This window comes from Amycolatopsis sp. cg13, from assembly GCF_041346965.1.
In the GTDB taxonomy this organism is placed as follows: domain Bacteria; phylum Actinomycetota; class Actinomycetes; order Mycobacteriales; family Pseudonocardiaceae; genus Amycolatopsis.
On record NZ_CP166848.1, the window covers coordinates 2,547,036 to 2,569,403 of the forward strand.

General features: G+C 69.4%; 16 protein-coding genes. 7 read left to right on the top strand and 9 right to left on the bottom strand.

Annotated features, from left to right (window positions below):
* Positions 1 to 20 precede the first annotated feature (20 nt).
* The 5 genes from AB5I40_RS11450 to AB5I40_RS11470 are packed head-to-tail and all read left to right on the top strand — an operon-like array spanning position 21 to position 7,693.
* Positions 21 to 1,982, top strand: coding sequence for a dipeptide/oligopeptide/nickel ABC transporter permease/ATP-binding protein (locus tag AB5I40_RS11450; protein ID WP_370940494.1), 1,962 nt, complete (start codon positions 21 to 23; stop codon positions 1,980 to 1,982).
* Positions 1,979 to 2,938, top strand: coding sequence for an oligopeptide/dipeptide ABC transporter ATP-binding protein (locus AB5I40_RS11455; RefSeq protein ID WP_370938460.1), 960 nt, complete (start codon positions 1,979 to 1,981; stop codon positions 2,936 to 2,938). The genes AB5I40_RS11450 and AB5I40_RS11455 overlap by 4 nt, the downstream gene beginning before the upstream one ends.
* Entirely contained in the window at positions 2,935 to 3,864 is a 930-nt protein-coding gene (locus AB5I40_RS11460; protein ID WP_370938461.1) for a dihydrodipicolinate synthase family protein, read from the top strand. Before AB5I40_RS11455 ends, AB5I40_RS11460 begins: the two co-directional genes overlap by 4 nt.
* Complete coding sequence (locus AB5I40_RS11465) at positions 3,864 to 5,870, top strand: beta-galactosidase (RefSeq protein ID WP_370938462.1); 2,007 nt, start codon at positions 3,864 to 3,866, stop codon at positions 5,868 to 5,870. The genes AB5I40_RS11460 and AB5I40_RS11465 overlap by 1 nt, the downstream gene beginning before the upstream one ends.
* Entirely contained in the window at positions 5,867 to 7,693 is a 1,827-nt protein-coding gene (locus AB5I40_RS11470) for an exo-alpha-sialidase (protein WP_370938463.1), read from the top strand. Before AB5I40_RS11465 ends, AB5I40_RS11470 begins: the two co-directional genes overlap by 4 nt.
* Positions 7,694 to 7,736: 43 nt before the next feature.
* On the opposite strand, the gene AB5I40_RS11475 is transcribed toward AB5I40_RS11470, so the two are convergent.
* The 3 genes from AB5I40_RS11475 to AB5I40_RS11485 all read right to left on the bottom strand — a co-directional run bounded on the left by AB5I40_RS11475 (position 7,737) and on the right by AB5I40_RS11485 (position 10,267).
* The gene (locus AB5I40_RS11475; protein ID WP_370938464.1) at positions 7,737 to 8,462 is read right to left on the bottom strand and encodes a sulfite exporter TauE/SafE family protein; all 726 of its coding nucleotides are present in this window, start codon (positions 8,460 to 8,462) and stop codon (positions 7,737 to 7,739) included.
* Between the two features lie 109 nt (positions 8,463 to 8,571).
* Complete coding sequence (locus AB5I40_RS11480) at positions 8,572 to 9,288, bottom strand: GntR family transcriptional regulator (RefSeq protein ID WP_370940495.1); 717 nt, start codon at positions 9,286 to 9,288, stop codon at positions 8,572 to 8,574.
* A gap of 214 nt (positions 9,289 to 9,502) precedes the next feature.
* The gene (locus tag AB5I40_RS11485; protein ID WP_370938465.1) at positions 9,503 to 10,267 is read right to left on the bottom strand and encodes an SGNH/GDSL hydrolase family protein; all 765 of its coding nucleotides are present in this window, start codon (positions 10,265 to 10,267) and stop codon (positions 9,503 to 9,505) included.
* 126 nt (positions 10,268 to 10,393) lie between these two features.
* Between AB5I40_RS11485 and AB5I40_RS11490 the strand changes: the two genes are divergently transcribed.
* On the top strand, positions 10,394 to 11,593 hold the full coding sequence (locus AB5I40_RS11490; protein WP_370938466.1) for a glycosyltransferase: 1,200 nt from the start codon (positions 10,394 to 10,396) through the stop codon (positions 11,591 to 11,593).
* Positions 11,594 to 11,603: 10 nt separating this feature from the next.
* Here AB5I40_RS11490 and AB5I40_RS11495 read toward each other — a convergent pair whose 3' ends face one another.
* The 5 genes from AB5I40_RS11495 to AB5I40_RS11515 form a co-directional block, all read right to left on the bottom strand.
* The gene (locus AB5I40_RS11495) at positions 11,604 to 11,972 is read right to left on the bottom strand and encodes a DUF5684 domain-containing protein (RefSeq protein ID WP_370938467.1); all 369 of its coding nucleotides are present in this window, start codon (positions 11,970 to 11,972) and stop codon (positions 11,604 to 11,606) included.
* Positions 11,973 to 12,117: 145 nt separating this feature from the next.
* Entirely contained in the window at positions 12,118 to 13,335 is a 1,218-nt protein-coding gene (gene glgC / locus AB5I40_RS11500) for a glucose-1-phosphate adenylyltransferase (RefSeq protein WP_370938468.1), read from the bottom strand.
* On the bottom strand, positions 13,332 to 14,489 hold the full coding sequence (gene glgA, locus AB5I40_RS11505) for a glycogen synthase (protein ID WP_370938469.1): 1,158 nt from the start codon (positions 14,487 to 14,489) through the stop codon (positions 13,332 to 13,334). The genes glgC and glgA overlap by 4 nt, the downstream gene beginning before the upstream one ends.
* A gap of 66 nt (positions 14,490 to 14,555) precedes the next feature.
* A complete protein-coding gene (locus AB5I40_RS11510; RefSeq protein ID WP_370938470.1) occupies positions 14,556 to 15,308 on the bottom strand; it encodes a putative protein N(5)-glutamine methyltransferase in 753 nt (250 codons plus the stop codon).
* 70 nt (positions 15,309 to 15,378) lie between these two features.
* Positions 15,379 to 15,864 (bottom strand): universal stress protein, encoded by a 486-nt coding sequence (locus AB5I40_RS11515; RefSeq protein WP_199841133.1) that lies wholly within the window; start codon positions 15,862 to 15,864, stop codon positions 15,379 to 15,381.
* 208 nt (positions 15,865 to 16,072) lie between these two features.
* Between AB5I40_RS11515 and AB5I40_RS11520 the strand changes: the two genes are divergently transcribed.
* Positions 16,073 to 18,145 carry an AMP-binding protein gene (locus AB5I40_RS11520; RefSeq protein ID WP_370938471.1) on the top strand — a complete coding sequence of 691 codons (2,073 nt, stop codon included), beginning with the start codon at positions 16,073 to 16,075 and terminating at the stop codon, positions 18,143 to 18,145.
* A 1-nt stretch (position 18,146) separates the two neighbouring features.
* Here the strand turns inward: AB5I40_RS11520 and AB5I40_RS11525 are convergent, their stop codons facing one another.
* Complete coding sequence (locus AB5I40_RS11525) at positions 18,147 to 22,307, bottom strand: tetratricopeptide repeat protein (RefSeq protein ID WP_370938472.1); 4,161 nt, start codon at positions 22,305 to 22,307, stop codon at positions 18,147 to 18,149.
* Positions 22,308 to 22,368: the final 61 nt, after the last annotated feature.

Below are 22,368 nucleotides of genomic sequence, written 5' to 3' on the forward strand. Positions count from 1 at the left end.
CGTCCGCGGAGCCGCTCGTGATGCGCCCGGTCCTCCGCCCGAACCTCACCGCGCGGCTCTCGCAGCCCGGCGTCCGGTTCCGGCGGCTGCCCCTGTCCTCCTGGATCGCGCTGGCCGTGCTGATCGTGCTCGGGCTCGTCGCGGTCCTCGGCACCGTCGTGGCCACGCACAATCCGGACCTGCTCAGCACCGACACCGGCGGGCCCAGCGCGGCGCACTGGTTCGGCACCGACCAGTCCGGCCGCGACATCTTCTCCCGGCTGGTCGCGGGCACCCGCTGGTCGCTCGCGATCGGTCTCGGCGCGACCCTGCTCGCGCTGGTCGCGGGCATCATCGTCGGATCGTTCGCGGCGACGTCCGGCCGCCGGGTCGACGGACTGGTCATGCGGGTCCTCGACGTCCTGATGGCCTTCCCCGGCATCGCGCTCGCCGCGGTGCTGGTGGCGGTGTTCGGGCGCGGCATCCTCGTGCTGATCCTCGCCATCGGCTTCCTCAACATGGCCCCGGTGGCGCGGGTCGTGCGGGCGAACGTGCTCGCGCAATACGGCGAGGACTACGTCGCGGCCGAGCGGGTGATCGGCGCGAAACGGCTGTTCATCCTCGCCCGACACGTCGCGGTCAACTGCGCCGCGCCGATCCTCGTGTACTGCACGGTGACGGTGGCGGACGCGATCGTGTTCGAGGCGTCGCTGTCGTTCATCGGCGCGGGGATCCAGCCGCCCGACCCGTCGTGGGGTTCAGTACTCGCGGACGGCAAGGACCTCGTGCTGACCGGCGGCTGGTGGGCGACGTTGTTCCCCGGCCTGCTGATCCTGGCCACCGTGCTGGCGTTGAACATTCTCTCCGAGGGCATTTCCGACGCCTGGGCCGCGCCGTCGGCGCGCACCGCGAAGGCGGCCGAAGCGGCACAGCAGATCGAACTGGCCCCGGAGATCACCGCTGCGGTGCTGCCGCTGCGTGGTCTGCGCGAAGCCGGGCAACGGCTGGCAGCCAAGGCGAGGGATCTGTCCGGCCGGGAAACCGTGCTGGCGGTGGAGAATCTCGCGATCTCGTTCCCGGATCGGCACAACGGCGTGAACGTGGTCGACGGAGTGTCCTTTTCGGTCCGTTCCGGCGAGGTGCTGGGGCTGATCGGCGAATCGGGGTGCGGGAAGTCGCTCACCGCGCTGTCGATCATGGGACTGCAGCCGGATGCCGCGCGCCTCAGCGGCGAGATCCGGTTCGCGGGCGACGACCTGCTCACCATGAAGCCGAGCGTCCGCCGCCGGCACCTCGGGCACGACCTGGCGATGGTGTACCAGGACGCGCTCAGCTCGCTGAACCCGGCGATGACGATCCGCGCGCAGCTCAAGCAGTTCACTCGGCGTGGCGGCACGCGCACGCCGGAGGAGTTGCTGGAACTGGTCAATCTCGATCCGGGCCGGACGTTGCGGGCGTACCCACACGAACTGTCCGGCGGGCAACGGCAGCGCGTGTTGATCGCGATGGCGCTGTCTCGCAGCCCGAAATTGATCGTGGCGGACGAGCCGACGACGGCGCTCGACGTGACCGTGCAGGCGCAGATCATGGCGCTTTTGCTGCGGCTGCAGGAGGAACTCGGTTTCGCGCTGGTGCTGGTATCTCACGACCTCGCGCTGATATCCGACATCGCCGACCGGGTGGTCGTGATGTACGGCGGGCAGGTCGCCGAGACCGGGGCGACCGCGGCCGTCGTCGGTGCGCCGCAGCACCACTACACCCGCGGCCTGCTCAGCGCGGTGCTGTCGCTGGAGGAGAACGAAGCGAAGCTCACCCAGATCAAGGGTGTCGTGCCGGCACCGGCCGACTTCCCGCCCGGCTGCCGGTTCGCGAGCCGCTGTCCGGCCGCGCGCGGGCACTGCTTCGAGGTCGCACCTGAACCGGCGGGCGAAGGACATCTCGTGGCCTGCCACTACCCCGCGGAGAACCCGGTCGCGGCGATGGCGGAAGGAGTGCAGGCATGAGCCTCGTCGAGGTCGACGGTGTGCACGTGGTGCACAAAATCCGCGGGTCAGGCCTGTTCGGACATGACCGAGTCTATGCGCTCACTGACGCCACACTGGCCATCGCGAAGGGCGAAACTGTTGGCGTGGTCGGCGAATCCGGCTGCGGAAAGTCCACTTTGGCCAAAGTGCTGGTCGGACTTCAGAAGCCGACTTCCGGCACGGTTCGCTACGCAGGACAACCGCTGTCCGCATTGCGTCCGGCCGAACTGGGCCGCACGGTCGGCATGATCTTCCAGGATCCGTCGACCGCGCTGAACCGGCGGCTGCCGGTCGCGAAGATCCTGCGCGATCCGCTCGACGTGCACCAGGTCGGCACGGCCGAGGAGCGCGCGGAACGGGTCCGGGAGCTGATGAACCTCGTCGGGCTGCCGTCCAGTGTGGCCGATGCGCTGCCGTCGCAACTGTCCGGCGGACAGCGGCAGCGCGTGGCGATCGCCCGTGCCCTCGCGCTGCGACCGGCATTGCTGGTGGCCGACGAGCCGACGTCCGCTTTGGACGTTTCAGTGCGCGCGCAGATCCTGAACCTGTTGCTGGAACTGCGCGAACAGCTCGAGCTCGCGATGGTGTTCGTGTCGCACGACATCCAGACCGTGCGCCGGATGAGCGACCGCATCGTGACGATGTACCTCGGCCGGATCGTCGAACAGGCCCCGGCCGCCGAACTGCCGCACCACGCGCACCACCCGTACACCCGGGCGCTGTTCTCGGCGACGCCGAGCCTGCTGCACCCGGTGGAACCGATCGTCCTCAGCGGACCCGTGCCCTCGGCGACCGCGCCGCCGCCCGGCTGCCCGTTCCACACGCGCTGCCCGAAAGCCACCGACGAATGCTCCCTGGCCTTGCCACCGCAGTCCGGGCCGGACGAGCACACCTACCGCTGCATCCACCCAGAAATCGGAGTGACTGCCTCATGACTGCGCCCAAGTTCGCCGGCATCATCCCGCCGCTGTGCACGCCGTTCCACGACGATTTCACCGTGGACACCGCGTCGCTGCGGCGGCACATCGAATTCCAGCTCGACGCCGGCGTGCACGGGATCTTCGTGCTCGGATCGTCCAGCGAGGTCGCCTTCCTGCCCGACGACCAGCGCCGGATCACCGTCGAAACCGCGGTCGACCAGGTCGCCGGCCGGGTCCCGGTGCTCGCCGGCTGTATCGACATGACGACCCTGCGCGTCGCGGAGCACGTGAAGACCGCCGAAGCGGCCGGCGCGGACGCGATCGTGGTGACCGCGCCGTACTACACCCGCACGCACGTCGCGGAGATCGACCGGCATTTCCGGCTGCTGCACGAGCGGACGTCGCTGCCGATTTTCGCCTACGACATCCCGATGGCCGTGCACACGAAGCTCGACCGCGACATGGTGCTGAACCTCGCCGCGGACGGCGTTGTGGCCGGGCTCAAGGATTCCAGCGGCGACGAGGCCGGGTTCCGCCTGGTGCTGCAGCAGCGCCGGGAACGCGGCTTGGAGCACTTCGCCGTGTTCACCGGCTCCGAACTGCTCGTGGACGCCGCGCTCGCCCAGGGCGCGGACGGCGCGGTGCCGGGGCTCGGGAACGTCGACCCGGTCGGCTATGTGCTGATCTACGACCACTTCCGCGGCGGCAACCCGCAGGCCGCGCGGCGCGAACAGGAACGGCTGCTGACGCTGTTCAGCATCACCGACGTCGCCCCGCCGGACCGGATGGGCCGCGGTTCGGCCGCGCTCGGCGCGTTCAAGGCGTCGATGAAGATGCGCGGATTTATCGACAACGCGGTGATGGCACCGCCGCAACTCCCCCTCAACGACGACGAACTGCTGCAGATCAAGGGAAAGCTAGCGGAAGCGGGTCTCCTCTGATGGATCGGCTGTACTACGGCGGGGATTACAACCCCGAGCATTGGTCGCCCGACGTGTGGGCGGAAGATCTGAAACTGATGGCCGAGGCGTCGGTTTCGATGGTGACGGTCGGGATTTTCTCCTGGGCACAGGTCGAACCGCGACCCGGGGAATTCGATTTCGGCTGGTTCGACACGGTGATGGACAACCTCGCTGCCGGCGGGGTCCGGGCCTGTCTCGCCACTATGACGGCCTCTCCGCCGCCGTGGCTTTCGCATCAATATCCGGAAATTTTGCCGGTGCGCGCGGACGGCACGCGGCTGTCCGCCGGTGCGCGGCAGCAGTTCTGTCCGTCCAGTCCGGTGTTCCGCGAGCACGCCGCACGCTTGGTGGAACAGGTCGCCACTCGGTACGCCGGGCATCCGGCGCTGGAAATGTGGCACATCGGCAATGAGTTCGGCTGCCATATTCGGGCCTGCTACTGCGATGAGTCCGCTGTGGACTTCCGGCGCTGGCTCATCGAACGCTACGGCAGCATCGAGGCGCTGAACGAAGCCTGGAGCACGACTTTCTGGTCACAGAGGTACTCCGATTTCGCCGAGGTGCAGCCGCCGCGCGTCGCGCCGACCTTCCCGAACCCGGCGCAGCAGCTGGACTTCCACCGGTTCTCCTCCGACGCGTCGCTCGGCTGCTACCTCAACGAGCGCGAGGTGCTCGCCCGCATCACGCCGGACGTCCCGGTGACGACGAACTTCGTCGGCCGCGTGCAGAAGTCGCTCGACTGGCACCGGTGGGTGCCGCACGAGGACGTGGTGAGCCTCGACTCCTATCCCGACCCGCACGATCCGCGCTCGCACGTGGAAGCGGCGTTCGCCTACGACCTCGTCCGGTCCCTTAAGGACGGTCAGCCGTGGCTGCTCCTGGAACAAGCCCCGAGCGCGGTCAACTGGCGCACCCGCAACGGCCCGAAGCCGCCGGGAACCATGCGGCTGGACAGCTGGCAGGCGGTCGCCCGCGGCGCCGACGCGGTGCTGTTCTTCCAGTGGCGGCAGACCTCAGGCGGCGCGGAGAAGTTCCACTCCGCGATGGTGCCGCACGGCGGCCCGGAAACCCGCATCTTCCAGGGCGTCCGCGACCTCGGCCAGGAACTGGCCACGGTGCGGCAGCTCGCGGGATCCAGGGTGCGGGCCGACGTCGCCTTCCTGCACGACTGGAACAACTGGTGGGCGCTGGAGCTGAACTCGCATCCCTCGGACGACCTCGACCAGCTCGAAACGCACCTCGCCCATTACGCGCCGCTGTTCGACGCGAACGTGACCTGCGACGTCCTGCATCCGGCGAAGGACCTTTCCGGGTACAAGCTCGTCGTGGTGCCCAATCTGTACCTGATGGACAGTGCGGTCGCGGCCAATCTCCGCTCCTATGTGGAGGGCGGCGGGCATCTGGTGGTCTCGTTCTTCTCCGGCATCGCCGACGAGAACGACCGGGTGTACACCGGCGGCTATCCCGCTCCGCTGCGCGACATTCTCGGTCTGCGCGTCGACGAATTCTGGCCGCTGCCCGAAGGCGGTTCCACGACCCTCGACCTCGACGGTGAGACTGTCGGCGCGACGATCTGGTCCGAATGGATCGAATCCGAAGGCGCGGACGTCGTCGCCACCTTCGCCGAAGGCCCGCTCGCCGGTCGGCCCGCCATCACGCGGCACGAGTTCGGCGCGGGCGTCGCGTGGTACCTCGGCACCCGGCCGGACGCGGACGTCATGCGCACGCTCTTCGACCGGATCACCGCCGAGGCCGGAGTTTCGCCGGTGCTGCCCGGTCTGCCGGACGGCGTCCAGGCGATCGTGCGGCACGGTTTCGACGACTATTTGTTCCTGCTCAACCACAACGCCGAAGCCGTCACTGTTTCCCTTCCTTCGCCCGGTACAGATTTGCTCACCGATCCCGCTCAGCCATCGTCCGAAGTGGAACTGGCCGCGCACGGCGTGGCCGTCCTTTCCGGACAGTTCGGAACGGAGACCAGATGAGAACCGCCCTTCGCGTGCTGCTGGCGTTCGTGCTGCTGGCTTTTCTCGCGCCCGCTTCAGCGCAGGCCGCCCCGCAGTTCGATCAGAAAGCGCTCTTCAACCCGCATCAGGAAACCGGATACGCCTGCTTCCGCATCCCAGCGATCGTCCGCAGCACACACGGCACGCTGCTGGCCTTCGCCGAGGGCCGCAAGGACAACTGCGGCGACACCGGCGACATCGATCTGGTGCTGAAGCGGTCGACCGACGGCGGCACCACCTGGTCGCCGCTGCAGGTGGTCAACCGCGGCGGCGGGGACACTCACGGCAACCCAGTGCCCATTGTGGACACCAAGACCGGCCGGATCATCCTGATCACCACATACAACAAGGGCCGCACCGACGACAAGGGCTGCTCCGTGCCGTGCCCGCGCACACCGCACTCGCAGTACAGTACCGACGACGGCCGCACCTGGTCCACGCCGGTCGACATCAGCGCGCAAGCGAAGCTGCCCGCGTGGGATTCCTGGTACGCCTCAGGTCCGGTGCACGGCATCCAGCTCCAGCACGGCCGCCACGCGGGCCGGCTCGTCTTCGGCGTGAACGCCGAACGCAGTGACGGCACCAATTCCGTCGAAAACTACGCCGGACTCATCTACAGCGACGACGGAGGTTCCTCCTGGCACGTCGGCGCTGTCGACAACTACCTGCATCCCGTAGGCGGCACCTTCACACAAAAACCGTCGGAAGTCAGCGTCGTCGAACTGCCGGACGGCACCATCTACGCGGGCGGCCGCGAACAGAGCGGCACCGACATCGGCAACCGCGACTACGCCCTGAGCCGCGACGGCGGCGAGACCTTCGCCCAGCGCTTCACCACCATTCCCGATCTCGTGACGCCGATGGTGCAAGGTTCGCTGCTGCGCCTCGACCGTCCCGGCGGCAAGCGGATCCTCTTCGCCTCTCCCGCGGACACCGACCGGCGGCGCTGGATGACCATCCGTTCGTCCTATGACGACGGTCGCACGTGGGAAAACGCCGACCAGGGCACGCGGATCACCACGGACTGGTCAGGCTACTCCGATCTGGTCCAGCTGAGCGGCCCGCAGGACAAGAACGCGAAGATCGGCCTGATGTACGAAGGCGGCGCGGTGGACGCCCGCGACGAGATCCGCTTCGCCCGCTTCGACGAGAACTACCTCGGCTGGAAGCGCTCGCCTGGAGTGTCCACTCCGGACGTCGCAAGTGGACAGCCCGCGCGCGTGCTCGGCGATGCCAGTACCGTCGCTGGCAAATTCGGCAAGGCTGTGGAACTGAAGAACGGCTTCGTCCGAGTTCCGTACTCGCCAGCGCAGTTGGTCGGTTCCGGCGACTTCACCTTCTCCACCTGGGTTAAATACGGTGCTTCAACGGATCCGCAACCCATCCTGTGGCTAGGCGGAATGGGCTCGACCGCACCGCAGCTCTGGCTGCGCGCCGAGCCCTCGTCACACCGGCTGATCGCGATGATGACCACCGCCGCCGGAAGCAAGTCGGTGACCACGCAATCGGCGTATGACGATCAGAAATGGCACCACGTGGCGCTCCAGCGTTCGGGCGGCCAGCTCCGGATCCTGGTCGACGGCGCGGTGGCGGCGTCCGGCCCGGACTCCCCGGGTTCGGTCACCCAGACCGTCTCGTTCCAGCTGTGGCTTGGTGAACGCCTCGACGGCGCGCAGCACCTGACCGGCGCACTGGACGACGCACGCCTCTACCGACGCGCTCTGTCCACTTCGGAACTGACCACCGTCCGGGCCGGGAAACCAGTTTCGGGAGCGGTCATGGAGCTTCCCTTCGACCGGTAGTTCTTTCTGAAGCCGGGTGGTTCCCTTTCGGAGCCGCCCGGCTTCAGCCGTGGAACGCGAGATACGGCGCGATCCCGACCAGGACCGCGATCAGCGCGGCCTTGAGCGTCTTGGTCGGCAACGCGTGCGCGATCCGCCAGCCGATCAACACGCCCGCCAGCTCCGGAATCCCGACGATCGCCGCCAGCCGCCAGTCGACCGCTCCGTGCAGGACGTACCCGAGCGTCCCGACGCTGGCGATCACCACCGACTGCACCTGCGCCGCCGCGAGCGCCCCCAGCACCGGCATCCCTGCGACGACCAGCAACGGGACCGCGAGCATCGGCCCACCGACGCCGACCAGCCCCGCCACCACCGCGACTCCCGCCCCGATCGCACCCGCGAGCGGCAGCCCGACGGCCCGCTCCCGTCCCTTCAACCCGACGAACACCGCAACGACGAGCGCGAATCCGCCGAGCACGATTCCGAAGGCCTTTGTGGACACCCAGGAGTTGAGCAGTACTCCGAGCGGTGTGCCCACCACCGCGACTGCTGCGAGAACCCCTGCTAAGCGCCGGGTTTCGGGCTCGCGCAACTGTCCGGAATGGACAAAGGCGGCGCTGCCGAGGATCCCGGTGGCCACGTGCGTGACGATCGCTGTCCCGGCTACTTGCGCTGGGGTGAGCGAGGTGAAGACGAACAGCCCGACGGTCGCGAGCACCCCGCCCGGCCCGACCGCGGTGATGCCGATCCCGGCGAGCAATCCGGTGACGATGAGCGCGGGGATCATTTCGGCTGCCTCCGGAAGTCTTTCTCTCGTCTGTGCTCCGCCGCGAGGTCGCCCGCACCCACCGGCGTGCGCCCGGTGCGTCGCCAGAAACCGCGGTGTGTCACCCGAATCACACCGCTCCGCGCCGCAAAGTCGCCCGCAACGTCAACCGATCCGCGCGAATGTGCAGCCACTCCGCGTCCACCGGTCGCCCGTCCGGCAACCGAGTCAGCCGATCCAGCGCGAAAACCGCGGTCCCCGGCGCGATCTCCAGCAACGCAGCCGTATCCGGCCCAGCCGACACCGCGTGGACCTCCACCTCCGCCCGTCCCAGCCGGATGCCGTTCGTCTCCTCCAGCAAGGCGAACAGATCCCGGTGCGCCAAATCCTTGTCCAGCAACGGAATCCCCAGATCCGCCACCAGGTACGTCGAGTCGAGCGACAACGGCACGCCGCCGAGCCGCCGGACGCGTTCCAGGTGCACGACCTTCTCCCCCGCCGCCAGGCCAAGCCGCTGCGCGACCGCGGGCGGCGCGGCGACCGTCTCGGCCGTTCGCACCTCATTCACGACCTCGCCGTGCCCTTCGAGCGCCTCCGCCAGCCCGGACAACCGGTCGAGGCCGTGGCCGTACTTCGGGCGCACCACCAGCGTCCCGACGCCCTGTCGGCGTTCGACGAGCCCTTCGTCCCGCAGCAGGGCGAGCGCTTCCCGCACGACGTTCCGCGACGCGCCGAACCACTCGCCCAGCGCGCGCTCGCTCGGCAGCAACTCGCCGACCTCGCCCGAGACGATCCGCTGCCGCAGGCCGTCGGCCATCTGCCGGGCCCGTTCCGCCCTCCGCTGCATAGTCACCACGTCGGGGACGCTACCTGGATTTTGATTACGCCGAGGTTACGCCACCCCCATTGACCTGCGGAAACGCCGTGAGCAGCGGCAACGCGACCCCGCCGGCGCGTTCCGCCACCGCAGTCGGCGAGGGCGATCCCGCGCGGCTGACCGCCGAGCCGTGAGGGGAACCCTGACGGAATCTGATTCCCTCGGGGTTCCCCTCACGGACCTTTCAGCAAATGCTCCCCAGGCTCGACGTCCACCCCCACCACATCCCGTACTCGGCGAGGTTCCCCGCGTCGTTCAGGTGCACGTTGTCGGCCAGCCACGGGCTCGGGTTGGGCAGGTTCGCCGACCCGGCCGGCGGGATGTACTGCCGCAGATCGACCAGCGCGGTGCCCTTCTCGACCGCCGTCTGGTAGATCGACGTCGCGTACTGCGACCAGAAGTACTTCTGCGTCTGGCCGCCCCACGGGTTGGGCGTCCACTTCAGCTCGGCGTAGATCGACAGCAGGATGTCGACCCCGGGCCGGGCGGTGCGGATGTTGTCGATGACCTTGCCGAGGTTCGCCTTGAAGACCGCCGGGTCGGTCTGCGAGATCAGTTCGTTGCCGCCGAGGTCGACGAGGACCAGGTCGGGCTGGCGTTGCGTGAGGTCGGCGAGCGCGCCGGTCGTGTCGGGCCAGCGGCCGCCGGGGAGGTAGTCGGTGGCCATCGCGCCGTTGTGCGCGTAGTTCTTCGTCGTGGTGTTCCACTGGGCGTGGAGGTCGTTGGCGATTTTCGTGGTCCAGCCGTAGGCGGTCGGCGCGTAAGTGTCCGTAGTGGACTTGTAGCCCGTGGTGCCGTAACCGGTGTCGGCGGACGTGCCGAGGATCGCGACCTGCTCTTTCTTGGTGCACCAGGTGCTGGTCTGGCCCGCGTCGGCGGTGACGGCGGGGGACATCGCGATGCCGAGGCCGACCAGGGTCAGCAACGCCGCGATACGGGCTTTACGCATGGGGACCGGGCCTTTCCGGAAGTGACGATCTGCGGATGTGTCGCCGCGACGGGCCCGCGCGTTACCGGTGTGCGGAAACAGAAACCGGGATGCGGGGAGCATCACGGTTCTGGCAGTCTCGAGGAGGTGAAGATCCTGTTCGCGTCCGCGCCCGGGTACGGGCTCACGCTGCCGCTGATCCCGGTCGTCTGGGCCGCCCGCGCCGCCGGGCACGACGTGCTGCTGGCCACCAGCGCCGAGATCGCCGAGGTGTCCGCGCGCGCCGGGCTGCCGGTCGTCGACGTGTTCCCCGGCCGCGACATCTGGACCGACCTGCTGGCCACCGTCAAGGACGGCGCCGCGCCGGATCCGGACGAACCCGAGGAATACCGGATCGCGCGGCAGCACCAGGGTCCGTTCGGGCTCTTCACCGCCGCCATGACGGCGGGCACCATCGAAGCGGGCCGGGCATTCGGCGCGGACCTCGTCGTCTACCCGTCCGACCACGGCACCGGCGCCCTCGCCGCGGCCGCGCTCGGCGTGCCCGCGCTCGAGGTCGGCAACCGGATCTCGTGGTCGGCCCGGGACCTCTCGTGGCGCACCGAGCACGCCGACTTCCTGGACAGCGACCTCGTCACGCTGATGCGCGAGAAGCTCGGCATCGGGGACGCGCCGGTGAACGTCATCGCCCGGATCGACCCGCGCGCGCCGAGCATGGGCGGCCTGCGCGAGGACGAGGAGCCCGCCGACGAACGCGACGGCGCGCCGTGGTGGCCGATGCAGTTCGTGCCCTACAACGGCGGGTCGGTGCTGCCGGAGTGGGCGCTGCGGAAGCCGGAACGGCCTCGGGTGGCGGTCACGCTGGGCACGGTCGTGCCGGCGATGTCGGGGATCAGCAGCCTCAAGGTGGTGCTGGACGCGCTCGGCGGGATGGACGTCGAGGTCATTCTCGCGGCGGGCACCGCTGATGTGAGCGAACTGGGCGAGCTTCCGGAGAACGTCCGCTCGGTGGGGTATTTGCCGCTGTCGGTGTTCTTGCCGGAGTGTTCGGCGATTGTGCATCACGGCGGATCCGGAACTACTGCCGCGCCGCTGTTCTACGGAGTGCCGCAACTGGTGCTGCCCAGTTTCGCGGACAATCCGATGTCGGCGGAGCGGGTGGTCGAGCGGGGCGTCGGGCTGAGCCACGATCCGTCTACTGTGGACGTCGAGACGCTGGGGAAGCTGGTGCGGCAACTGCTCGAAGAGGATTCGTTCGCCGCGGCCGCCGCCGAGGTGCGCAAGGAGATCGCCGGGCAGCCGAGCCCTTCCGACGTCATCGCGCGCGCCGTCGCCGCGCTGGGCTGAACCGGGTTCGTCATCGGGGGCCGGGCGCGGTGTACTGGGACCGGCCGAAGCCCAGGATCAGGTAGCCGATGATCGAGAACACGAACAGGCCGAAGAACCCGAAGACGCCGCTCTTGCCGAACGCCCTGGCGATGTCGAGCGACACGACGATCACGACCACGAGATTGACCAGCGGGACCAGCAGCAGGAGCAGCCACCACCCGGAACGGCCGGCGACCTTCAGCCAGACGTAGACGTTGTAGATCGGGATGATCGCCGCCCACCCGGGGTATCCCGCCTTGGCGAACACCAGCCACAGCGCGACGATAGCGAGCACCGTGACCGCCAATCCGGCGGAACTGAAGCCGAGTGCCGGGTTGAACGAGGTCTCGTGGTTCACGGTGCGGGAGTCCTTTGCGCAGTGCCTGCCGGATGCGCGACTTTAACGTCGCGGGGCAGGCACGGCAGGACAGAACCGGGCCGCGTTTCATTCACTGACCGAATGTGCCTGACTGTCGGGACAACAGGGCAGCGAAACCCGTCCGCTAGATCGCGGTTTCTCCCTTGCCCAGAACCACAATCCCGAAATCGCTCACATGGTAGTGCCCGCGGTCGCGAGCCAGATCCACCCCGATGTGCGCACCCGGCGGCACAACGACGTTCTTGTCCAGGATCGCCCGCCGCACCACCGCACCGCGGCCGACTCGCGCACCGTCCAGCAGCACCGAACCCTGCACCACAGCGCCGTTCTCGATGAAGACGTCCGGCGACAGCACCGAATCCACCACCTGCGCACCGGAAATGATGCAGCCGTTGCTGACGATCGACTGGGTCGCCGTGCCGCCCTCCACGAACTTAGCCGCCGCGCGCTGGCCGGGATGGGCCAGGATCGGCCATTTCCGGTTGTACAGGTTGAAAATCGGCTGCGTTGAGATCAGGTCGGTGTGCGCGTCGTAATAGCTGTCGATCGTTCCGACGTCGCGCCAGTAGCCGTGGTCCCGGCCGGTTTCGCCGGGCACCACATTGCCGTTGAAGTCGTAAACCGCGGCCTCGGATTTCTCCACCAGCGCCGGGATGATGTCGCGGCCCATGTCGTGTTTGGACGCCGGGTTCTTGGCGTCCGCGTGCAGCGCGTCGAGCATCACCTGCGTCGTGAAGACGTAATTGCCCATCGACACATACGATTCGTCCGGCGAATCCGGCAGGCCCGGCGGGTCCTCGGGCTTCTCCAGGAACGCGTCGATCTTCGTCCCGTCCTCGGTGCTGATCACGCCGAACGAACGGGCCTCCGCGCGCGGCACGCGGATTCCGGCGACCGTCACGCCCGCGCCGGACGCGATGTGCGCGTCGATCATCTGCCGCGGGTCCATCCGGTAGATGTTGTCCGCGCCGAACACCGCGATGTACGCGGGCGATTCGTCGTGCACCAGATTCAGGCTCTGGTGGATGGCGTCCGCGCTGCCCTGGAACCAGCGCGGGCCGAGCCGCTGCTGCGCGGGCACCGGCGTGACGTACTCGCCGGTCAGCGACGACAGCCGCCACGTCGTCGAGATGTGCCGGTCCAGCGAATGCGATTTGTACTGCGTCAGCACGCAGATCCGGCGGATCCCGCCGTGCACCAGGTTGGACAGCACGAAGTCGATCAGCCGGTGCACGCCGCCGAACGGGACCGCGGGTTTCGCGCGGTCGGTGGTCAGCGGCATCAGCCGTTTGCCCTCGCCGCCGGCGAGGACGATTCCCAGCACATCGGATCCGTCGATCACGAAACCCTCCCGCACGCCTCGTAAACCCCGACCGTCGCGGCGGCGATCGCTGCCCAGCCGAACTCTCCCACCGCGCGGTCCCGCCCGGCGAGGCCCAGCCGGGTGGCTCGGTCCCGATCGGCGGCGAGGTCGTTGATCCCGCGCGCGAGCCCGGCCTCGAAAGCGCCGGGCTCGTTCTCGTCGTAATGCACCAGCACCCCGGTCTCGCCGTCGGCGACCACCTCCGGGATGCCGCCGACGTCGCTGGCGACGACCGCGGTGCCGCACGCCATCGCCTCCAGGTTCACGATGCCGAGCGGCTCGTAAACCGACGGGCACACGAACACCAGCGCGTGCGTCAGCAGCTGGACGACTTCGGTGCGCGGCAGCATTTCCGGGATCCAGTGCACGCCGGACCGCTTTTCCTGCAGGTCCGCGACAAGCCCGCGGAACTCCGCGTCCAGCTCCGGCGTGTCCGCGCCGCCCGCACACAGGATCAGCTGCACGTCTTCGGCCAAGGCGGCCCCGGCGCGCACGAGATGCGGCACGCCCTTCTGCCGCGTGATCCGTCCGACGAACAACGCGTACGGCCGGTTCGGATCGATGCCGTGCTTCTCGAGCACATCGGTGCCGGGATCGGGTTGGTATAGCTCGGTGTCGATGCCGTTGCGCACCACGTGCACCCGCGCCGGGTCGACGTTCGGGTACGCGGCGAGCACGTCGCGCCGCATTCCCGAGCTGACCGCGATGATCGCGTCCGCCGCCTCGTAAGCGTCGCGCTCGATCCACGACGACACGCGGTAGCCGCCGCCGAGCTGCTCGGCTTTCCACGGCCGCAGGGGTTCGAGCGAATGCGCGGTGATGACGTGCGGGATGCCGTGCGCGAGCTTCGCCAGATGGCCGCCGAGGTTCGCGTACCAGGTATGACTGTGCGCGAGATCGTGGCCGGCGAGCGCGTCGGCCATCGAGACCGCGATGTCCATCGTGGCGAACGCGGGCTGGGCGTACCCGTGCGCGTCGCGGTGCCCGTGCGCGCCGTCCGGGCGGTCGGGGCCCCAGCAGTGCACGTCAAGGTCGACCAGCGACCGCAGTTCCCGTGCCAGGAACTCGACGTGCACCCCCGCTCCCCCGTACACGTCCGGCGGATACTCCCGGGTGAGCAGGCCGACCTTCATGCGTCGACCCTAGACGTCCCCACCGGCCGCACGCAGTACGGAAAGCGGGCGAATCCGGTTCGCCGCTCAGTGTTCGCGCAGTCCCACCACGACTGTTGCGCCTAGTTCGTCATCTTCTTCCACGGATGCGGCCAGCCCGGCCCGGCGCACCTCGGCGACAGCGGCGGCCGATTGGCGTTCGCTGGCCTCGAAAAGCACGTGCCCGCCCGGCACGAGCCACGTCGGAGCCTCGGCGACGACACGACGGAGCACGTCGAGACCGTCGGCTCCCCCGTCGAGCGCGACGCGGGGTTCGTGGTCGCGCGCCTCGGGCGGCATGAGCGCGACGTCGCCGGTCGGGACGTACGGGACGTTCGCGATCAGCACGTCGACCCGGCCGCGCAAACTGGACGGAAGCGGGGCGTAGAGATCGCCTTGGTAGACCTCACCAGGCACGTTCAGCCGAGCGCAGTCGACCGCGGCGGGCTCGACGTCCGCCGCGTACAGTTCGATCCCGGGCAGCTCAGCCGCGACCGTTGCGCCCAGTGCACCGGAACCACAGCACAGATCGAGCACCACTGCTTTGTCGTGCGCGAACCCGACGGCCAGCCGCACGAGCAGTTCGGTGCGGTGCCGGGGCACGAAGACGCCCGGCGCGACGACGAACCGGCGACCGGCGAATTCCGCCCAGCCGAGGACGTACTCCAGCGGTTCGCCGGCGACCCTCCGCTCGACCATCCCGGCCAGATCGCCCGATTGGCCCAGCAGAAGCCGGGCCTCGTCCTCGGCGAAGACACATCCGGCGGCCCGCAAGCGCGCGACGACCTCGACGAAATCCACTGCGCCTCCACCTGGTCGGAGCCTCGTGCGTGGTTATGCCGGTTAGAACCGGCACTGCCGCTCACGAGCCCTACGGCACCACCACGACGGGCCAGGTCGCGGCGCGCACGAGCCGGTTGCCGACCGAGCCGACGAGCCGGTGCCCGCCCTGTTCGGACGCGCCGACCACGACCATGTCCGCGTTCACCTCCTGCGCGGCCTGGCGCAGTTCGGGGAACGTCTCGCCGCGGCGGACCACGAACGTGACCGGCACCTGCAGGTCGGCCGCCCGGTCGCGCAGTTCCGCGCGCAGCTGCTCGATCTCCTCCTCGAAGGTCTGCTGCTGCACGTCGACGACCGCGGCCGCGGCGAGCCCGGTCCACACCGTCGGCGCGGCCACGTACACCACGACCAGCCGCGCGCGCTGCCTCCGCGCGAGGCCGCCGCCGTAGGCCGTCGCCCGCAGCCCGGTCGGCGACGTGTCCGCTCCGACCAGGATCACGCGCGGTCCGTCGGTGCCCCGTTCGTACGGGCCCGGGTCCCAGCTGGGCCCGTATTCCTCGACCAGTTGCTCCACCCGGCCCATTATGTCCGGGGCGCCGGAACCCGCCCGGTCGCGCCCGTTGCCGGCGAAGAAAACGCCGCAAGAAAATTCCCACCTGGTTGGATTTCCGGTCTTTCGGAGTACCCCAGGCCTCTCTTGCCTGGTAGCGTCCCCGCAACCTGAACACGCGTCCGGGAAGGACCGGGGAGCCCACACGCGTGCGGCGGCGAGGCGGATCGCGATGCGAGACGATGTAGTCGAGGCGAGTGCGGTGGTCGGGCACTCGCCCGAACAGGTGTGGCAGATCGTCGGCACCCCGGAGCTGTACCCGAGGTTCGTCCCGGCGATCAGCTGGTGCGAGGTCACCGTGCCCGCCGAACGCGGCCGCGGCCCGCACTGCCTGATCCGGCTGGCCCCGGACCGGGAGACCATGGTCGAGGGCACCATCCACGCGGCGGTGTACCGGCCGGGCGAGCACGTCGTCTGGTGCGGGCTGCCGGACGAGCGGACCTGGGTGTCGGTCGAACTGCGCCCGGTCCCGCGCGGCGGCACCGAGATCGTGCTGCGGATGATGCTCCCGTCGCTGCCGCCGGAACACTCCGGCCTGCTCGCGCGCGGGACGGTGAAAGGCCTGCTCAAGCAGCTGTCGAAACGGATCGGGCAACAGCTGTCCGGCCTGCCGGGCGACCCGCCGGAGCACGAGCCGGCGACTGCGCTGCGCACGGCGAACACGCTGGTCCGCGCGGGTGTGCTGGCCGCCGGACGGCCGGACAAAGTGGTCAAGCAGCTCAGTTCGTTCGCCCGCTGGGGCGCGACTCTGGCCGGCGGATACCTCGCCGCGACCGCCCGCGGCGCGGACGACGTCGCGGTGCACGACGAGCGCAACTCCCGCACCTTCGGCGAGATCGACGAACGCAGCAACCAGCTGGCCAACGCACTGGCCGCGCTCGACGTGGAGGCCGGTTCGCGGGTCGCGCTGATGTGCCGCAACCACGCGGCGATGATCGAGGCGTTCGTCGGATGCAGCAAGCTCGGCGTCGACGTTGTCTTGCTCAACACCGGCCTCTCCCCCGCCGCCGTCGAAGAAGTGCTGACGCAACACCCGCCTGCCGCGGTCCTCGCCGACGACGAGTTCGCGCCGATCATCGCGTCAGTGCCCGGCGAATTCCCGCGCGTGAGCACGTGGGACGACGCCGATCAGGGCTACCGCACGCTGGACGAGCTGCTTCAGGACGCGCCCACGACGCGGCCGAAGCCGAGCGAACGCGAAGGCCGGATCGTCGTGCTGACCTCGGGCACCACCGGTGCGCCGAAAGGCGCGCGCCGTCCGACGCCGAAGGGCGTGAGCACGTCGGCGACCGTTTTGTCGCGAATCCCGTTGCGGGCCAGGGACAAGATCGCCGTGGCCGCCCCGCTGTTCCACAGCTGGGGACTGGCCGCGATGCAGCTCGGCATGGCGCTGCGGGCGGAACTGTCGCTGATCCGCCGATTCGACGCGGAGCACACGCTGCGCACGATCGCCGAACACCGCTGCGACGCGCTGTTCGCGGTGCCGATCATGCTGCAGCGGATCCTCGACCTGCCCGAACGCGTGCGCAACCGGTACGACCTGTCGTCGCTGCGGATCGTGGCGAGCAGCGGGTCGGCGATGCCGGGCGCGTTCGTGACGTCGTTCATGGACACCTTCGGCGACGTCCTCTACAACTTCTACGGCTCCACCGAGGTGTCGTGGGCGAGCATCGCCGACCCGGCGGACCTGCGCGCCGCGCCGACGTCCGCCGGCCGCTGCCCGCCCGGCACCCAGGTCGCGATCCTGGACGAGGACCGCCGCCCGGTCCCGCCCGGCGACGAGGGCCAGATCTTCGTCGGCAACGACATGCTCTTCGACGGCTACACCAACGGTTCCAGCGTCCCGCGCGCCCACGACCTGATGGCCACCGGCGACGTCGGCTACCAGGACGCGTCCGGGCGGCTGTTCGTGACCGGGCGGGCCGACGAGATGATCGTGTCCGGCGGCGAGAACGTGTTCCCGCGTCCGGTCGAGGAGGCTTTGGCCGCGCTGCCCGGTGTTTCCGACGCGGCTGTGGTCGGTGTTCCGGACGACGAGTTCGGCCAGCGCCTTGCCGCGTATGTCGTGCTCCGCCACGGCGCGCGCATGCATGCCGAGGACGTCCGGCACTACATCCACCAGAAACTCGCCCGGTTCGCGGTGCCGCGCGATGTCTACTTCGTACCGGAGCTTCCGCGGAATGCTACGGGGAAGATCGTGAAGCGGCTCCTCAACGACGACCTCTGGCCGATCACCCAGGGATAGCTCAAAGCCTGGCCAACTGCCCCTGCGGTCCAGGACTCGACGCCGCCGCCGTAACGCTGAACCGGCCCGGTCCGAAGGTTTCCTCGCCGGTCGGGCCGGACGAGATTTGGCGGATGCTCGCGCTCAGGTCCGCCTCGACCCCGCCGGGGAGCTTCAGCCGGATCAGGAACGGCAGCACCAGTCCCACGACCATGAGCCCGACGAGCACCGGCGTGAGCGTCGTCAGCATGACGCCGGTGATCTTGTCGGACAAGAAGAACGCGACCCACAACGCGATCAGCGCGGCGATCCCGACGGCCACCACGATGACGCTGCCCGCCGTGCTGCTCCGCGTGATCCGCAGGCTTTCCTCCATGATCTGCAGGCTGCGCTGCGCCTCGACGTTCCCCGGATCGAGTTTCACGCACCGCCGCAGATCACGGATCGCCTTGCGCCGCTGCATCGGCTTCGCCGGGAAATCCCCGGCGGATTCGGCCAGCTTGTACCGCGCGACCGCGGCGACGAAATACGGCTCAGCTTCGTTCGAGGCAAGAGAAATCGCCTCTTGCGCGCGAGCGAGCGCGTCGGCGTGGAACTGCCTGCCCTGGGTCGCGTCGCCGCGTTCGATGAGCAATTTGGCCACTGCCACCAGCAACTGCCACCGCGGCAGGTCACAGTCGTTGCGGCGCAACGCTTGCTGCAGCACGTCCTCGCCCTCGACAAAATCCCCAGCCGACCGCATCAGCGCGACCGCGAGCCCGAGACTCGCGCTCCCGTTGGCCGGATCGATCTGCCGCGCCTGCCGGAAATGCCGCGCGGCGCCGGCACTGGGTTTGCCCGCCGGATCGTCGATTCCCCGCTGCAGATGGAGATATCCGAGTTCGACGTGCGCCTGCGCGTCGAACCAATCGCGTTCCAGCGCCGCGTTGAGGTGGGTTTCCGCCTCGTCGAACCGGCCGAGCTGCGAGTAAAGCGCGCCGAGATCGACGTAGCTGGCGTGATGGTGATCCAATTCGATCGCACGGCGGAAATGCTGTTCCGCCTGCGCGAACTGCCGCCGCTGGTAGTTCAGGACCCCGAGGCAGGTGTGCGCGGCGTAATACTGCTTGTCCTTTTCCAGCACGGAAAAACACAGCTTCTCGGCTTCGTCGCGACGCTGCGGCGTAGCCTGCCGAACCAGGCACCAGGCGAGCCCGAACTCATAGTCGGCACTGTCCGGTTCCTTCTCGCAAGCAATGCGGAACCGCTCTTCCGCGGCCGGGTAATCCCCTGCCGCGAACCGGATCCAGCCCGATTGCGCCGCGGTTTCGGCTTCCTCGCTGGAATCCCTCGCGTCGGCCCGCAGCAGCGCGAGCTGCTGGCCGGCTTCGTCCAGCCGACGGCTGTCGTGGTAAATCCAGACGAGTTCCTCCCGCAGCGACCGGTTCCACGGCATCCGCTCCAGCGCCTCGGCGACGCCGCGCTCAGCCTCGTCGAACCGGCGCAGCGACCGGAGCGCGGCAGACCGTCCGGTGATCGCGTCGACGAGGAACGGATCGATCCGCAGCGCCCGGTCGAACCACGCGAGGCTCTCCTCGTACTTGAGCTGCCCGTCGTGGAGCAAACCCCTCTCGACGAGCAGATCCGGCTCGTCCGGACGCCGGTCGACCGCTTCCTTCGCCGCCGCTTCGGCCTCCTCGAAGCGGCCGCGATACCGCAGCGCGATCACCCGCCATTCCAGCGCCTCCTCGTCGAGCGGATCCACGTCGAGGGCTTGCCGGAGGCTGTCGAGAGCCGGTTCGAAATGCCCCTCCTCGTCCAGCACGAACGCCCGTTCCACCAGCAGCCCGGGTTCGTCCGGCCGGAGCGCGACCGCTTCGGCGAGCGCCGCGCGGGCTTCGCCGAACCTCCGCAGCCGGCGCAGCGCGTCCGCGCGCAGTCGCAGCGCCGCGGCATCCCGCGGATCGACTTCCAGCGCTCGCTCGTACCACCGGATCGCCTCCGGGACGTTCTCCCGGCCGCGGCAGAGCGCCGCCATCCGCGTCAAGGCGGCCACGTTGTCCGGCTCCCGATCGAGCACCGCCCGCGCGCAGGCCTTCGCCTCCTCGAACCGCCGGAGCCCGGAGCACACCGACGATTCGGCCAGCAACGCCCAGGCGTATCCCGGCTCGACCTCCTGCGCCCGGCGAAACCACCCCAGCGCTTCCTCGTACCGGCCTTGGTCGTGCTGCACCCAGCCTCGCTGCACCAGGAGCCCCGGTTCGTCCGGCCGTCGCCCGATCGCCTCCTCCGCCGCCGCTTCGGCCTCCTCGAACCGGCGCAACCGGCGCAGCGAGGCCACTCGCTCGGCCAGCGCGGGCCGGTATTCGGGATCGAGGTCCAGCACCCGTCCGCACCACTCCAGCGACTCCTCGAACCGAAACCGGCCGGTCGCCAGCCACACCCGTTCCATCAGCACGCCCGGTTCGTCCGGGCAGTGCCGGACCGCTTCTTCGAACACCGCTTCGGCCTGGTCGTACCGCCGCAGCGAAGCCAAGGCCGTCAGCCTCGACCGCCAGGCCCAGGCGTGCCCCGGCTCGAGGTCCGCGGCCCGCTGGAACCACTCCAGCGCCTGCTCGTACTCGTACTGGTCAACACGGATCCAGCCGCGCTGCACCAGCAGTCCCGGGTCTTCGGGACCGCGGCCGAGCGCGGCCTTCGCGACCGCTTCGGCCTCGGGGAAACGACGCAGCGCCCGCAGCGCCTCGATCTTCGACTGCAGCGCGACCCCGTGCTCCGGATCCAGCTCCAGCGCCCGGTCGTACCGGCCGAGAGCCTCCTCGTGCCGGAGCAGGTCTCCGGCGACCCAGCCGAAGGTCACCCAGCGGCCGGGGTCCTCCGGGTACCGGTCGGCAGCCTCCCGCGCGACTTCCTCGGCCGCTTCGAACCGCCGCAGCCGCCGAAGCGCGAAGATCCGGCCTTCCAAGGCATCGACGTCTCCGGGGTCGACCGCGCTCGCCCGTTCCGCCCAGCTCAACGCCTCATCGAAGCGGTAGCGGTCCTCGGCCGTCTCGCTCGCCTGCAGCAGGAAACCCACGTCGTCCGGGTACTGGCCGGCTCCTTCCTGTGCGGCTGCCGCTGCCTCGGCGAACCGCCGCAGCTTCCGCAGCAGGCTCAGCCGCGACAGCAACGCGGCCTTGTTCCGCGGCTCGACCGCCAGTGCGCGGCCGATCCAGTCCAGCGCCTCCTCGATCCGAGACTGGTCCTCGGCAAGCGCGCTGCCCTCCGTCAGCAGGTCAGGATCGTCCGGCCGGATTTCGAGCGCCTCTCGCAGCGCGGCCTCGGCTTCGCCGAACCGCTCCAGCAGCCGCAGCCTCCGCACTCGCCACCAGAGCGCCCCGCCGTGCCGCGGCGCGATCTCCAGCGCCCGTCCGAACCAGGTCAGCGCCTCCTCGCCGCGGTCGCCCTCCTCAGCCGCCCAGCCTCTGGCGAGCCACAGCCGCGGCTCGCGAGGACGCAGGTCGAGCGCCGCCTTGGCCGCGTCCTCCGCCTCGTCAGCCCGGCCCAAGCTGGAGAGGGTGTTCACCCGCAACCGCAACGCCCACTCGCTCCGGGGATCGACCTCCAGCGCCCGCTCGCACCAAGCCAGCGCTGCCTCGTCGCGGTCGCGTTCGTCCTCCAGCCAGCCCATCGTCGTCAGCGGATCCGGCTCTCCCGGATGCCGCTCGATCGCCTGCCGGCCCGCCGCCTCCGCGTCCTCGTAACGTTTCAGCGAAGCCAGCACCATCACTCGCCAGCGCTTCGTGTCCACGCGTCCGGGATCGGCCGCCAAAGCCCGTTCGAACCACGGCAGCGCGCCTGCCCAGTCCTCTTGGTCGCAGCACACCCGCGCCCGCGCGGACAGGATCTCGGCGTCATCCGGGAACCGGACCAGCCCAGCTCCAGCTGCTTCCGCAGCCGCTTCGAACCGGCGAAGCTGGCTCAACGCCGCCACCTGCCAGGCAACCGCCAGCGCCGGAGACCGCGGGCAGCGCACCGCGCGTTCGAAGGATTCCAGCGCCTCTTCCCGGCGATACTGGATCAACTGCACCTTGCCCAGCGCGATCCACCGCGCCGGGTCGTCCGGGAAGTCCCGCACCGCCTGGCGGCCCAGTTCCTCGGCCTCGTCCAGCCGCCAGTCGTCGCTCAGCCGGTCGATCGCCTCGGCGGTGGCCGGTTCCGTCACTGGAGTCCCTTTCCTTCGCAAAGCCCGCGCACAGCATGCCCCGTCCGGACGGGTTCTGTCT

What these genes read in the sequence shown, in the direction of transcription:
- AB5I40_RS11450 (WP_370940494.1), top strand. Translation starts at nt 21, where the DNA reads ATGCGCCCGGTCCTCCGCCCGAACCTCACCGCGCGGCTCTCGCAGCCC.
- AB5I40_RS11455 (WP_370938460.1), top strand. Translation starts at nt 1,979, where the DNA reads ATGAGCCTCGTCGAGGTCGACGGTGTGCACGTGGTGCACAAAATCCGC.
- AB5I40_RS11460 (WP_370938461.1), top strand. Translation starts at nt 2,935, where the DNA reads ATGACTGCGCCCAAGTTCGCCGGCATCATCCCGCCGCTGTGCACGCCG.
- AB5I40_RS11465 (WP_370938462.1), top strand. Translation starts at nt 3,864, where the DNA reads ATGGATCGGCTGTACTACGGCGGGGATTACAACCCCGAGCATTGGTCG.
- AB5I40_RS11470 (WP_370938463.1), top strand. Translation starts at nt 5,867, where the DNA reads ATGAGAACCGCCCTTCGCGTGCTGCTGGCGTTCGTGCTGCTGGCTTTT.
- AB5I40_RS11475 (WP_370938464.1), bottom strand. Translation starts at nt 8,462, where the DNA reads ATGATCCCCGCGCTCATCGTCACCGGATTGCTCGCCGGGATCGGCATC.
- AB5I40_RS11480 (WP_370940495.1), bottom strand. Translation starts at nt 9,288, where the DNA reads ATGCAGCGGAGGGCGGAACGGGCCCGGCAGATGGCCGACGGCCTGCGG.
- AB5I40_RS11485 (WP_370938465.1), bottom strand. Translation starts at nt 10,267, where the DNA reads ATGCGTAAAGCCCGTATCGCGGCGTTGCTGACCCTGGTCGGCCTCGGC.
- glgA (WP_370938469.1), bottom strand. Translation starts at nt 14,489, where the DNA reads ATGAAGGTCGGCCTGCTCACCCGGGAGTATCCGCCGGACGTGTACGGG.
- AB5I40_RS11520 (WP_370938471.1), top strand. Translation starts at nt 16,073, where the DNA reads ATGCGAGACGATGTAGTCGAGGCGAGTGCGGTGGTCGGGCACTCGCCC.